Genomic DNA, 12809 nt, shown 5'->3' with positions numbered 1-12809 from the left:
TGCCTCGCTGAAAGGAATTAGAACTAGGGTATTTTGGCTACTGTGGGTTTACTGATGGTGTGGCAGCCCGTGCAAGCAAATTTTTCATCGAGCCATTTTTGCGGGTGCGTTGGTGTGATGCGGTGGTTGACGGCCGCGCCCTGGTTGGGATCGTGACAACTCAGGCACTGCCCGCGCCGTTCCCGCACCGGCAGTTCCGGTTTCTGGCGTGACACGTCGCAGGCGGCGGCGACGGGGCGGGGTCGTTTCCCCCGACTGGAAAGGTAGGCCAGGCCGGCCACGACCAGAGTCACGACTACGACGAAGAACAGGTCACGTCGCTGGAAATGAAAAGCCATTGCCCTCCACCTCACGGCAGGAATTGGGCGGTATCTTGACGGAAACCGGTCTGGGGGGGATGGTTCTCCCAGGAGCCAACCGCTAGGGTAGTGTGGCCGGCAGGGGGCGACAAGTCATCTTCCGGCTGCCTGTGTGTGGGCTGCGGGCGGGTCGGTTCCGTGAGCGGCCCCGCCTGGGGGCCGCCACGGAGCGACGGGTGCAGCCGGACGCGAAGCCGCGCCGGGGTTGGTCAGTTGCGGTCCCGTGGAACCACCAGGAACAGGTTGGCGCCACCCCGGAAGATGCGCACCAGCACCTCGCCCTGGCTCTGGCGCACAGCCGCGTCAAAGGCGGCGACGCTGGAGACAGGCTGCTGGTTGACCTGGAGGATGATGTCATCGCGCTGAAGACCGGCTTCGGCCGCCGGGCTGCCCGGCTGGACGCCCCGCACGATGACCCCGCTCTTGAGGTTGAGGCGGCTGCGGACGGCCGGGGACAACTCGCCGACGGTCACGCCCGGCAGGGCGCTTCCGGCCGGAGCATTGGGACGGTCATCCTCACCACCCCCCGGCAGAGCGCCCAGGGGTTGGTCTTCGGGCAGTTCATCGAGCTTGGCGCTGATGTCGCGCGGCGTCTTGTTGCGGAGAATCCTGAGCTGGACGGTCGTGCCGGGAGGGGTTTGGGCCACGGTCAGCCGCAGGGTGCGCAGGTCGCGGACGGGTTGCCCGTTGAATTCCAGAATCACGTCGCCCGGCTGAAGTCCGGCGCGGCTGGCCGGGCTGTCGGCTGTGACATCGGTGATAACCACGCCCCGGTTGCCAGTGACGCCGAACTGTTTGGCGAGAGCCTCATTGAGGTCCTGCAGGGTGACGCCCAGGTAGCCGCGTACGACACGCCCCTTGCTGATAAGCTGCTCCATGACCATCCGCGCCATGCTGACGGGGACGGCAAAGCCGATGCCTTGGTTGCCCTGGGCCCCACGGGCAATGATGGCTGTGTTGATGCCGACGAGTTTGCCCTGAAGATTGACAAGCGCGCCACCGGAGTTGCCGGGGTTGATGGCGGCGTCGGTCTGGATGAAGTCTTCATAGGTTTCAATGCCAAGGTTGCCACGCCCCAGGGCGCTGACGATGCCGAAGGTCACGGTTTGACCGAGGTCGAAGGGATTGCCGATGGCCAGGACGAAATCGCCGACTTCGAGCTGGTTGGAATCACCAAGCGGGATGGCCGGCAGGTTCTTTTCATCCACCTTGAGAACGGCAATGTCGGTTTTGGGGTCCGTGCCGACGAGCTTGGCCTTGAGGCTGCGTCCGTCGGCAAACGTCACCTTGATGTCGCTGGCGCCGTCCACGACGTGGTGGTTGGTGAGCAGGTAGCCGTCGGGACTGACGACGACGCCGGAGCCCAGGCTGTTGGCCGGGCGCTGCTGGGGCAGTGGGCCAAAGATGTCGGGAAAGAAGGGCAGTCCCAGGCCGGGGTCGAGTTGTCCCCGGGTGGCTTTGGTCGTCGAGATGTTGACGACGGCGGGGAGGGTCGCCTTGACAACCGGAGAAAGTCCGGTGACGGGCAGGGTTTCGGTTGCGGCGGGGCGGTCGGCCGCTGGTGGGGGCGGGGTGCTGGCGGGGGCGGCTGGGGTGAGCCAGCGGGCAGCCACCGTGCCGCCGATGCCGCCGAGCAGGGCCGTCAGGGTGAGGAGGCTGACGGCGAGCCAGGTTTTGAGGTGGAGCGTATGGGTGGTCAGGGTACGTGTGATGTGGCTTGGTACAATCGTCTGATAATGCGTCATAGGTGACTGTCTCCTTCGTCTTTCCAGCGTCTTCCCGGCAAGCGTCTTCCCGGTCTGCCCGGCAAACGCAGCCTGACGGCACGGCCCGGTCATCGGGACCGTGATCAGGGCGTGGACTGCGGGACGCGGTACGGGGCGGACATCGCTTCGCCGAAACGACAGCTACTTAGAAAAGTTCCGCCTCGCCGTCCACGCCGCGGGGGCCTCCCGGCTGGTGGCAGTGGTCTTCCCCAAACGGGAACGCCTCGCCGGTTGGAGCTTCAAAAACCCGCTGGAACAGTTTGTCCACATGGCGGAGCTGGTAGGCAAGGTCACACTGCCGGCGGAGTTCATCCGGTGTGAGCAACTGCTGAAGTTCGGCGTCCTGGCTGGCCAGGGTGAGGAAGTCGCGGCCTTCGTCCCAGGCCCGGAGCGCCAGGCGCTGCACGAGGGCATAGGCGGCTTCCCGTGTCAGTCCGCGCTGGACGAGCGTCAGCAGGAGGCCACCGGAGAAGGTGACGCCGCCCAGACTGTCGAGGTTGGCGCGCATGCGGTCGGCGTCCACGACGAGGCGGGTGATGAGTTCGGTGCTTTTGACCAGCATGTAGTCGGTCAGGATACAGCTATCCGGCAGGATGATGCGCTCGACGCTGGAGTGTGAAATGTCGCGCTCGTGCCAGAGGGCGATGTTTTCAAGGGCCGCCTGGGCGTTGGCGCGGAGCACGCGCGCCAGTCCGCAGAGTTGTTCCGAGACAATGGGGTTGCGCTTGTGGGGCATGGCCGAGGAGCCTTTCTGGCCGGTGCCGAAGGCTTCGCGGGCTTCACGGACTTCCGTCCGTTGCAGGTGGCGGACTTCGAGGGCGATCTTCTCCAGTCCGGCGCCAATCAGGGCCAGCGTCAGCAGGAGTTCGGCATGGCGGTCGCGCTGAATGACCTGGGTGCTGATTGGGTCCGGGCGCAGGCCGAGCCGGGCGCAGACGCGGGCTTCCACTTCCGGGTCAAGGTGGGCAAAGGTGCCGACGGCGCCGGAGAGTTTGCCGACGGCGACGGTGTGGCGTGCCTGCTGAAGCCGGCGGCGGTTGCGCTGGAGGTCAGCGTAGTACAGCGCCAGGACGAGACCGAAGGTCGTCGGCTCGGCGTGGACGCCGTGGGTGCGTCCGATCATGACCGTGTGCTTGTGTTCGCAGGCGCGCACCCGGAGGGCTTCGGCGAGGGCGTCGAGGCGGCGCAGGAGCAGGTCGCAGGCGTCGCGCATGAGGATGGCGTTGGCGGTATCCACGACATCCGATGAGGTGAGTCCGAAGTGGAGGTAGCGGGCGGCGGGTCCGATCTGTTCGGCGACCGCCGTGGTGAAGGCAATGACATCGTGGCGTGTGGTCTGCTCGATTTCGGCAATGCGCGCGACGGTGAAGTGTGCCCTGGCGCGGATGTCGGCGGCGGCTTCGGCCGGGATGAGGCCCAGCTCGGCCTGGACTTCACACACGGCGAGTTCAATGTCCAGCCAGGTGGCAAAGCGCCGTTCGTCGCTCCACAGGGCGGTCATTTCAGGCAGGGCATAGCGTGGGATCATGGGTGGTGCGTGGTATCCGGGGCAGGGGCCAAGCGGCCGAGGCGTTCCCGGAGATCCGCCGGGAGCGGCTGGGCCGTGCGGGTTTTCGGATTGGCATAGACGTAGATGAGTTCTCCGTCGGTCAGGTGGGTGTCCTGGCGGTAGATGGCGAGGGCATAGGTCATGCTGGAGCGTCCCAACCGGGCGCAACGGACGCAGATTTCGAGAAGGTCATCAAAATATGCCGGAGCATGATAGGTGACGGCCGCCCGGATGAGAAAGAGGTCGCTGTCGGGTGTGGTGAAATCGCCGGGGTAGTGGAATCCGGCAGCGCGCCAGTATTCCGTGACGCCGACATCAAAATAGGTCAGGTAGTGGCCGTTGAAAACGACGCCCTGGGCATCCACTTCGGCCCAGCGGACGCGCAGGGGGTGGGCAAAGGCGAAATCGGAGCGGGGCATAGCCGTTGTACAGAGGGTGCGTGGACTTGGAGGCGGAAACCTTACAGGGGGCACCAGTGGGGAAGTCCGGCGGCCGGCGCCACGGTCACGACGGTTTCCCAAGCGCGGTGCGGGTAGTGCGCGTCGAGTGCCTGGAGGGCGGCCAGGCGGGCCAGCGCCGGGTGGTTGTTGTGCTGGCTCAGGTGGGCCAGGACGATGTGGGCGGCCGCGCCGTCAAAATCCTCCCGCAGGAAGCGGGCCATGTCCTCGTTGGAGAGGTGGCCGACGCGGCTGCTGATGCGCTGCTTGAGTTCCCAGGGGTAGGGTCCGGCCCGGAGCATGTCGCGGTCGTGGTTGGCTTCGAGGACAAGAGCCTGGCAGCCCGTCAGGTGGTGGGCGACGTGGGCGGGGATGTAACCCAGGTCGGTGACGACGGCGAGTTTGACCCCGGCCGCCGTGGCGGTGAAGATGAACGGCTCGGCGGCGTCGTGGGGCACGGCGACGGGGGTCACGGTGAGGTCGCCGATGACCACGGGCTGTCCGGCCGTGAGCGGGTCGGCCCAGGGAATGGTGGACATGTCCCGGTCCTTGAACCGCAGTTGCCGGCGGGCGGGCGGGGCGATGAACACCGGCAGGGCGAGCTGGCGGGAGAGGACGGAAAGGCCGCCGACGTGGTCGCTGTGTTCGTGGGTGATGAAGATGGCCGCCAGGCGGGTCGGGTCAAAGCCGATGTCGGTCATCCGGCGCACGAGGGTGCGGGCAGACAGTCCGGCGTCAATGAGGACGGCCGTCCGGGCAGTCTCGATGAGGGTGGCGTTACCGGTGCTGCCGCTGGCCAGGAGGGTGAATCGCATGGGGCTCCGGGTGATGTTTCTGGTCTTCCGTGGACATCGCCGGCTCTTTCAAGAAATCACATGAACGGTTGAACGTGGAACATGGCGTGGGACGTGCAGGCTGGCGGGGGCAAGCTGGTAGCGTCCCAGATCGCCCAGGGCCAGCCCGGAAAAGACTTTTCCGGCGAAGAGTTCCCGGGCCAGAAGCTGGAGTTGGGAACGGGTGACGCTGTTGATTTCCTGCTCCAGGTCTTCATTGCTAAAGACTTGTCCGAAGGTGATTTCCTGGTATCCATCCTGGTTGGCGCGGACGCTGCTCGTGTCGTGTCCGAGGTGGAGGCTGGTCAGGTGCTGGGCTTTGGCGAGGTCAACTTCGTCTTCGGTGAGGTCGCCACTGGCGACGGCGGCGACTTCCGTGAGGATGGCGCGGACGGTCCGCTTGAGGTTGCGCGGGGCCACGGCGGCATAGATGAGGAAGACACCGGCATCGCGGTAGGCCATGGCGTCGGCATAGATGTTGTAGGCCAGTCCGGCTTCCTCCCGGACGCGCAGGAAGAGGCGCGAGCTGAGGCCGCCGCCCAGGAGGGTGGCGAGCAGGGTCGAGGCCGTCCGGTCGGGCGACAGGAGGGAGGGGGCGGGGAGTCCCAGCAGAAGGTGAACCTGCTCGGTGTCGCGGTGTTCGTTGAGGCAGAACGTCGGCGCGCCGACATAGGGTTCAAATACCTGATACCGTTCACTTTGTGCCGGGTCTGAAGGTGTGGTTCCGGCAAATGCGGACTGGCACTGCTCCAGGACGAGGGCCGCCTCCACATGGCCCGCCACGGAGATGACGAGGTTTTGGGGGTGGTAGGCCAGATGGTGAAAGCGCCGGAGGTCATCCGGGCTGAGGCGGCGCAGGGTGCGCGGGGTGCCTTCAATCGGGCGTCCCAGGGCGTGCTGCGGGAAGAAGTTGGCCAGAAAGTGCTCAAAGGCCAGCTCTTCGGGGTTGTCAGCGATCATTTTGATTTCTTCGAGGATGACGCTGCGCTCGCGGGCAAACTCCGTTTCGTCAAAACGCGGCGCGCCCAGCAGGTCCAGGAGCAGGTCCAGGGCCTGGGGCAGGTACAGGTCGAGCGTCTGGATGTGGTAGTTGACGCCTTCCATCATGGTGGCGGCTTCAACCTGTCCACCGAGCCGGTCGCTTTCGACGGCAATCTGGTGGGTGGTGCGGCGCCGGGTGCCCTTGAACAGCATGTGTTCGACGAAGTGGCTGATGCCATTGTAGGCCGCCGGCTCATGGCGGGCGCCCATCCGGCTCCACGCCGACACGGCCACGGAGCGCACGTGTGCCATGGGTTCGACGATGACCGTCAACCCGTTGGGGAGGCGGGTCCGCTGCCATCCGCGCCGCCGGGTGCGGTGCCGGCGCGGATGGGTGAGGTGGGCCGGAACGTAAGGCTGTGGCTGGTGGGGTGTCGTCTCCGGGGTGGGCGTGGGTGGAATGGATTTCTTCACGGCTGCCTTGCTTGCGGTCCCGTGCGGATGGTGGCTCGCCGGCGCTGGAAGCGCGGGTTCAGAGCGCGAAGGTGTTGGGTTTGGTCAGGGAAAGACGGACGATGGTCCCGGATGGCAGGCGGATGTCGTTGCCACGGGTGAGCAGAACACCACCCAGAGCCCCGCCACCCAGGGCCCCGGCCGCTGCGGCACCGCTGCCGCCGGACAGGACGATGATGCCGGAGCCGATGCTGCCCAGCCAGCCGCCGTTGATGGTGTTCTGGACGGTGCGCCGCCCACTGTGTCCCCCGGAGACGGTTCCGCTCTGGTCGGCACGCAGGCGGGCTTCGTTGCCGACATCGTCAATGGAAACCACGACCGCAGCCAACGGCTGGTTGCCCAAATCGGTGATGACCGTATCAAAGACCATCTGGAGGCGGGCAGCCCGCTGGGGCATCCTGGCCGGGTTGACGGCGGCAATCGTGCCACGCACTTCTGTTCCACGCGGGAGCACGAGGGTGCCGTCCGCGAGGCGGACGGACTCACGGAGTTGGGCAATGACTTCATCGCCGGGCGCATTGATGCGGGTGTGCACCGGGGTCAGGAGTTCGAGGGTGAGCGCCGTGCCGGCGGGAAGCGTCACGCGGTCGGCCGGAGTGGCGGCGTAAGTGCGCGGCCGGGTGGGCGGATCATTGGGCGACTGCGCCGTGGCCGATGTGCCGCCAAGGGTGAGTCCGAAGAACAGGCTTCCGGTGAGGGCATACGCCAAGCAGCGCCGGCGGGTGTCGTGAAGGCGACGAATGACGTACGACATAGGCGATCCTCCAGAGGCGCGCCGTCGGGCAGGTGGCGCGGGGTCAGGCGTGGCGTAAAAACTCCCGAATGCCGCCCAGCTTGAGCTGGAAAAGTTCCTGCTCTTCCGGGGGGCAGAACGGCATGAGGTCGGCGACAAAGGCTTCGTAAAACGCATCCGGGTCGAAGGCTTTGAGGACACGTGCGCGTTCAGCATGGCGGATGTCTTCCAGCGCGGCAAGCAGCATTTCGTTGAGGGGGCGGTGGCGCTGGCTGGACTGATTATAGGCCCAGCCGGCCACGATTTCAGCCACCCGCTCGCGGGGCAGGGCGAAGGGTGGTTCTGTGCGGAGCAGCAGGGAAAGGGCATCGCTGACGAGGAGGGGGGCTTTCTGGTCATCGAGATAGGCCAGAAGGTCATCAATGGCGGCGTCCACTTCGGCGTTGCCGGTGGGTTTGACGGGGTTGGGGGTGCGTGCGGCCGCCCGTGCCGGTGGTGGCGCGGGGGCGGTGGGCGCGGCCGGGTAGGCCCCGGTGGTGCGCGCCAGGCCGGGGATGGCGCCGGGGACGGCCATGAAGCGGCCGGTCGTGCGCTGGAGGCGTACCTGAAGCGCCTGCTGGCGGAGGTACTCGAAGCTCTGCACGATATGCCGGAAGGCTTCCTCCACCTCACGGCGCAGGGGGATGGGGGCGGTGAGGAAGCGGTCGGGGTGGAACTGGTCGGCCAGGCGCAGGTAGGCAAAGTTGATGTCTTCCAGAGCCGCGCCAACGGGAACATTGAGGATCAGGTGCGGGTTGTTGAGCCGGATGCGTGCCCAGAGTTCATCGAGCCGTGACCGGAAGGCGGCGTAGTCCGGGCTGTAGGCGGGCTGGGCCTGGGAGGTCGTCGTGGGCGTGGCCAGCGGGATGACCGGCCGGAGCGCCGCCGGCAGTTCGAATTTGCCGGTGTCGCGGGAAAGCGTCGGCGGCTCGGTTTGTTCGAGGACGCCGGCGGAGATGAGCCCGAAGATGGCTTTGAGGGTGGCGGCCGGCGGGGAGCTGACCACCACGAGGATGTGGAGCAGGTCGAGCGGTTGGGTGATGAGTTCCAGAAGCTGGCGCTCGAAGGGCTTGAGCGTCATGGTTTGCAGGCGGAGCAGCGGTGAGGAGGAGGGGGCAATGAAACGGTTGAGGTCGCCGAGGCCGCGCCGGATGATGCCGAAGTCCTCGATGCGGCGGACGCCTTCCAGGATGATGCTGGCAGTGGTGAGTTTGAGCTTGAGTTCTTCGGCCACCCGGTGTTCGCCGGGGATGAATTCGAAGGCGCCGGTCGTCCAGTTGAAGACGGAGTAGATGATGTCGAGGACCTGGAAGGTGATGTTGGTGATGAGGTCGCGTTCGGACATCAGTCCGGCTTCGACCAGGGCCTGTCCGAAGCGTTTGCCTTCGTGGGCTTGGGCGAGGATGCGGTTGAAGTCGTCCTGGGTGATGAGGCCCTGCCGCAGGAGCGAGGTGCCGATGCGGTCGGCGGGCTGGTTGCTGGCGGCGAAGACGATGTTGCCGGTCTCGAAGTAAATCTGTTTTTGCTCGTCTCCCCGGGACAGGAGGAGTTCGCCGGTGAACCGTTCACTGTAGGCGCGGCGCAGCAGGTCCGGCACGCCGATGGTGGTCAGCCGTCCGGTCATGGGCGGCGAAGGCGCGGCGGGGGCAGGCGGCGCCTCTTCGGCGGGATGGGCGGGTGGCTGTGGTGACTCAGGCATGGCGCAGCTTCCTTCCTGGCACTTGGCCCTGGCACTTGGCAGGGGTCACGTTCCGTCGTTGTGGTCAGGGGCATCATACCCGGTTGCTGGAAGGTGGGCTACCCCTCATCCGGTGTGGCGTTGGGTTTGGGGCGGCGGGGGAGGTGGAGCCGGGCGAGTTCAAAGAGGTACTGCTGGGCGAGGCCGGCGAAGGGGCCGAACGTGCTGGCGGCGAGGGCGGCCAGCGCGCGGTCGGCCGGGGGGGGAGCAGTTGGCCGGCCCAGGCAGGCAAGCAGGGACCGGCGAACCCAGACATCGATGGGGAAGGCTTCCCAGCGGTGGAAGCCGAAGAGAAGGATACATTCGGCGACTTTGGGCCCGATGCCGGGGAGGGTCAGGAGGTGGCGGCGGAGTTCGGGGGTGGGGCAGGTGGCGGCCGTTTCCCAGAAGGTCAGGTTGTGGGCGATTTGGGTGGCGAGCTGGTGGAGGGCGTGGTCGCGGTAGCCGACGCGGCAGGTGTGGCGCAGGGTGGTGGGGCTGGCGGCGGCAAGGGCCTCCGGGGTGGGGAAGGCATAGTCCGTGGGCGTGATGGGCTGTCCGAACGTGCGACTGATAACGTTTATGATCTGGCGGATGCGTGGCAGGTGGTTGTTGCTGGAGATGACGAACGACACCATGACCTCAAACCAGGGCTGGCGCAGGAGGCGCAGCCCGGCGAGGTCAGGCCGGGCCGGAGTGAGCCCGTCCGCGGCCGGGAAGCCGGCGGCCGGAAACCGCTTCGGGTCATGTGCCGGGTCATCTGCCTGGAACGGGGGTTCCGGGCGCTGTCCGTGGCGCTGAAGTGCCGCCAGGCGCGTCATGACTGCCCGGTGGGCCGTGGTGTAATCCCGGTCAAGATCGAAGTACGCCCGGAGTTGCCGCTGCCGGGTCGGGGTCAGCGGGTGGTTGAGGAGCTGAATGCGCCAGTGGCCGGAAGCCGCGTTGCCGGGGTCCGTCCCAGAGCCCGTGCCGGAGTCCATCCGGGTGAGGCGGACCACCATGTCCCCGACGACGCCCTGGTAGGCCGGCTGGCAGGCCGGGCCGGCGGGGTCTTTCGTCCACCGGAAGGCCTGCCCGCCGCACAGCGTGAGGTCGGGGTTGAAAGGAGCGGGGAGTGGGAGCGTGTCCGTCACCGGGCAGGACAGAGGGGCAGGGTTTTCAGGGACGGCGGAACAGGTCGCCGCTGAGCGCCGGGGGCAACTGGATGTCCGTAAACGTCATGGTGACGGTTCGCCCGCCCTGCACGCTCCGAATGATCCGGTGGGGCAGCCACACGTCGCTGACCAGCCGGAAGTCCTCGTAGCGTTCCTCGATCTGGAGGGGTTGGCCCAGGTCGGTGGGCAACTGGTAGGTACACTTCTGCGGGCGGCGGGTTTCGAGGTCAATGACGACATCGTAGGTGTCGCCGTCGCGGTCCGTGACCCGGATGGTTTCCTCCACGCGGCCGTCGGCCAGGTGGCGGGAAAAGCGGATGACCTTGTTTTCCGGGGACAGAAGCTGCTGGTACAGGCCGACGCCGGCCAGCTTGGACTGCATGCGTACCTGGCGGAGGAGTTCCGTCTGGGTGATGCGTTCGACGCGCCCGTTGGCGCGCTGCCAGAAGTCCTTTTCAACCCGGAGGTAAACGAGGCCGGTGGGCGTTCCGGGGGAGACTTCAAAGCGGAGCTGTCTGTTGCGCGTCCAGAACTGGCGGATGGGCTTGGGATCGGGGGCGGAGGTCGGGGTGGTCAGGTCCGGCTCGGTGGTGATCTGCGTGCCGTAGAACTGGGCGGCCGTGATGCGTTCGACGGTGGCGCGTCCGCCAACGGCGCCGATCATGGTGCCGATGAGGGCGCGGGCGCGAACGGGGGAGGGCGCGCCGGTGGTGAGGTCATCCGGCATATCCGGTGGTACGGCGGCGGCCGTATCGGCCGGGGCTGGTGTTCTGGGCGGCGCGGCCTTTCCGGGAGCTTCTTTTTTGGGGGCTTCGGTCTGGCCGGGAGTGTCCTTTGTGCCAGAAGGTGCTTTCCGGGAGGTTTCCGGCCGCGAGGTTTCCGGTTTTCCGGCGGCTTCCTTCGCGGTTTCTTTCTTTGAGGTTTCTTTCCTGGATGGCTTCGTCCTGGGCGGCGCCGTGGCCGGCACGGTATCCCTGGGGGGGAGCGCGGCCAGGCTGGCATTTTCGTCGGTGGTCTTCGGGGAAGCAGCGCTCCGGGAGGCGGAGTCTTCCGTCCTGGCCGGGGGCGCTGGGGATGTACGGTTCGGGACGGCGCGGTCCGTGGCGGCGCGGTCCGTGGCGGACGTGGGGCGGTCAGCCTTCTGTTTTTCCTGTGCTACTTCAGGTTTGGTTTCCTTACGCTTGGTATCTTTGGCTTTTTTGGCATCTTCCTTCTTTTTCCGGGAGTCGTTCCCGGTATCCGGCTGGGGGGCTTTGGGGGCGGAGCCGGGTTCTTTCCGGGCGGTCTGGTCAGGGGGGTCCGGTGCCGGTTCCTGGGCTCTGGAGGCTGGGACCGCCGGCTTGCCTTTGCCGGACGGGGGTTGATCGGTGGGCCTGGCGGGTTCGCGGCCGGGGCGGGCGGCCGCGACGGCCAGGAATTCCCGGTGGACTTCAAGTGAAAACCGCAAAACTTCTTCTATATTCCAGAGCAGATTGATTTTGTCACGCTGGGAGAGTTGTGGCTCGCGATTTTCGTCGCGGGGGTCATAGGTGTTGGCCATGGAAAACTGGAGGTCCGGGATGCGCTTTGGGGCGCGTGCGCCGGCCAGGACGAGGAAAATCTCGCTCTGGACATCGCCCCGGATGAAGGCCCGGGAGAAGTTTTCCAGCGGGAAGGTCTGGGTCTCGCTGCCATCAAGCCATTCAAGGGTGAGGGCCGTACGGGAGAGCTGGAGGCGGACCGGCTGCGGCCCTTTTTTCTCGGTGTGGAGCAGGAGCGCAAAGTCGAGCGTGCCGTCGGCATCCAGGATGCGTTTGGCGGTGGCGGTGAAGTTGGGGGTGTCGTTGAGCCGGAGGTAGTTCTGGGCGAGGAGGTTGAGTGCCGGCAGGTTGCGCGGGGTGATGTTCAGGACTTCAAGCAGGATATTGACTGACCTGGTGTAATCTTTGCTCGAAAAGGCCTTTTGGGCTTCAACGACGGTGGTTTCAAGCAGGGCTTCGTCGAGTTCCAGTTCGACGGGCAGGGTCAGGTGCTGGCCGGCTTTGATCTGGATGATCTGGGTGATGGGCTGGTGCCAGCGGCTGCGGGCCTGGAGGGTGTAGATACCCGGGGCGAGTTCCCGTTTGGCAAACGTCCCGGTCAGGGAGGCAAGTTCGTTATAGACCGTCACTTCCAGATTGGGGGTGAGGGGGGTGATGGTCAGCGTCCCGACGTTGACTTCCGGTTCAAAGACGACTTCCTGGTTGTCGCGGGGGCGCAGGACGACCCGGAGCTGGCCGTCTTTGTAGCGGGGGCGGTTGCGGGTTTCGATGAGGTGTTCACCGGGTTCGAGGTCGTTGATCTGGAGGATGCCGGTCGTATCGGTGATGCCGTACTGCTTGCCGTCCACGAGGACGATGGTGCGGTCGAGTCTGGTGATGACGCGGACGGAGGCTTTGGGCAGGTAGGGTTCGAGCGCCCGCAGGGTTTTTTCCTGGGCGCCGAGCAGCCGGAGGGATTCGAGGGTCTGCCGGTCGAAGGTCGCGGAGAAATCAATCCCCCGGTCACGGATTTCGCCGGCCAGCGCCGTATCGGGGAAGTCATTCTGAATCAGGCGCTTGATTTGTTCGAGCGAGAGCGGCCGGCTGTCCTGCTGGGCGTATCCGGCAGGTGTGAGGGGCAGGAGGACCAGCAACCAGCACAGGAGGTAGTTCAGCATCGGCATGGCACGGGTTCGTCGGTATGAAAATCGCTGGGCAGTATGGCGTGG

General features: G+C 66.1%; 10 protein-coding genes. All 10 read right to left on the bottom strand.

What is annotated here, in order from left to right; all coding sequences use genetic code 11:
- Positions 1-23: 23 nt before the first annotated feature.
- The gene (locus tag J8C05_RS06095) at positions 24-338 is read right to left on the bottom strand and encodes a hypothetical protein (protein ID WP_058867492.1); all 315 of its coding nucleotides are present in this window, start codon (positions 336-338) and stop codon (positions 24-26) included.
- Positions 339-568: 230 nt separating this feature from the next.
- Positions 569-2104: a DegQ family serine endoprotease gene (locus J8C05_RS06090; protein WP_211421389.1), complete on the bottom strand. Its 1536-nt coding sequence runs from the start codon at positions 2102-2104 to the stop codon at positions 569-571.
- 166 nt (positions 2105-2270) lie between these two features.
- Complete coding sequence (gene purB, locus J8C05_RS06085) at positions 2271-3653, bottom strand: adenylosuccinate lyase (protein ID WP_211421388.1); 1383 nt, start codon at positions 3651-3653, stop codon at positions 2271-2273.
- A complete protein-coding gene (locus J8C05_RS06080) occupies positions 3650-4093 on the bottom strand; it encodes an acyl-CoA thioesterase (RefSeq protein ID WP_211421387.1) in 444 nt (147 codons plus the stop codon). The genes purB and J8C05_RS06080 overlap by 4 nt, the downstream gene beginning before the upstream one ends.
- A 41-nt stretch (positions 4094-4134) precedes the next feature.
- Positions 4135-4926: an MBL fold metallo-hydrolase gene (locus J8C05_RS06075; RefSeq protein WP_211421386.1), complete on the bottom strand. Its 792-nt coding sequence runs from the start codon at positions 4924-4926 to the stop codon at positions 4135-4137.
- Positions 4927-4974: 48 nt separating this feature from the next.
- Positions 4975-6399, bottom strand: coding sequence for a M16 family metallopeptidase (locus J8C05_RS06070; protein ID WP_058867487.1), 1425 nt, complete (start codon positions 6397-6399; stop codon positions 4975-4977).
- A 58-nt stretch (positions 6400-6457) separates the two neighbouring features.
- On the bottom strand, positions 6458-7192 hold the full coding sequence (locus J8C05_RS06065; protein ID WP_211421385.1) for a TraB/TrbI/VirB10 family type IV secretion system protein: 735 nt from the start codon (positions 7190-7192) through the stop codon (positions 6458-6460).
- A 43-nt stretch (positions 7193-7235) separates the two neighbouring features.
- Positions 7236-8909 (bottom strand): DUF4388 domain-containing protein, encoded by a 1674-nt coding sequence (locus J8C05_RS06060; RefSeq protein WP_211421384.1) that lies wholly within the window; start codon positions 8907-8909, stop codon positions 7236-7238.
- Positions 8910-9007: 98 nt separating this feature from the next.
- Entirely contained in the window at positions 9008-10060 is a 1053-nt protein-coding gene (locus tag J8C05_RS06055) for a DNA-3-methyladenine glycosylase family protein (RefSeq protein WP_211421383.1), read from the bottom strand.
- A 25-nt stretch (positions 10061-10085) separates the two neighbouring features.
- Positions 10086-12764 (bottom strand): hypothetical protein, encoded by a 2679-nt coding sequence (locus J8C05_RS06050; protein ID WP_211421382.1) that lies wholly within the window; start codon positions 12762-12764, stop codon positions 10086-10088.
- Positions 12765-12809 lie beyond the last annotated feature (45 nt).

Source organism: Chloracidobacterium sp. N, assembly GCF_018304765.1.
In the GTDB taxonomy this organism is placed as follows: domain Bacteria; phylum Acidobacteriota; class Blastocatellia; order Chloracidobacteriales; family Chloracidobacteriaceae; genus Chloracidobacterium; species Chloracidobacterium aggregatum.
This window is presented reverse-complemented; position numbering and strand designations above follow the sequence as displayed.

Bases quoted from the DNA above. Each gene is read 5' to 3' on its own strand.
- J8C05_RS06095 (WP_058867492.1), bottom strand. From the start codon at position 338: ATGGCTTTTCATTTCCAGCGACGTGACCTGTTCTTCGTCGTAGTCGTG.
- J8C05_RS06090 (WP_211421389.1), bottom strand. From the start codon at position 2,104: ATGACGCATTATCAGACGATTGTACCAAGCCACATCACACGTACCCTG.
- purB (WP_211421388.1), bottom strand. From the start codon at position 3,653: ATGATCCCACGCTATGCCCTGCCTGAAATGACCGCCCTGTGGAGCGAC.
- J8C05_RS06075 (WP_211421386.1), bottom strand. From the start codon at position 4,926: ATGCGATTCACCCTCCTGGCCAGCGGCAGCACCGGTAACGCCACCCTC.
- J8C05_RS06060 (WP_211421384.1), bottom strand. From the start codon at position 8,909: ATGCCTGAGTCACCACAGCCACCCGCCCATCCCGCCGAAGAGGCGCCG.
- J8C05_RS06050 (WP_211421382.1), bottom strand. From the start codon at position 12,764: ATGCCGATGCTGAACTACCTCCTGTGCTGGTTGCTGGTCCTCCTGCCC.
- J8C05_RS06065 (WP_211421385.1), bottom strand. From the start codon at position 7,192: ATGTCGTACGTCATTCGTCGCCTTCACGACACCCGCCGGCGCTGCTTG.
- J8C05_RS06080 (WP_211421387.1), bottom strand. From the start codon at position 4,093: ATGCCCCGCTCCGATTTCGCCTTTGCCCACCCCCTGCGCGTCCGCTGG.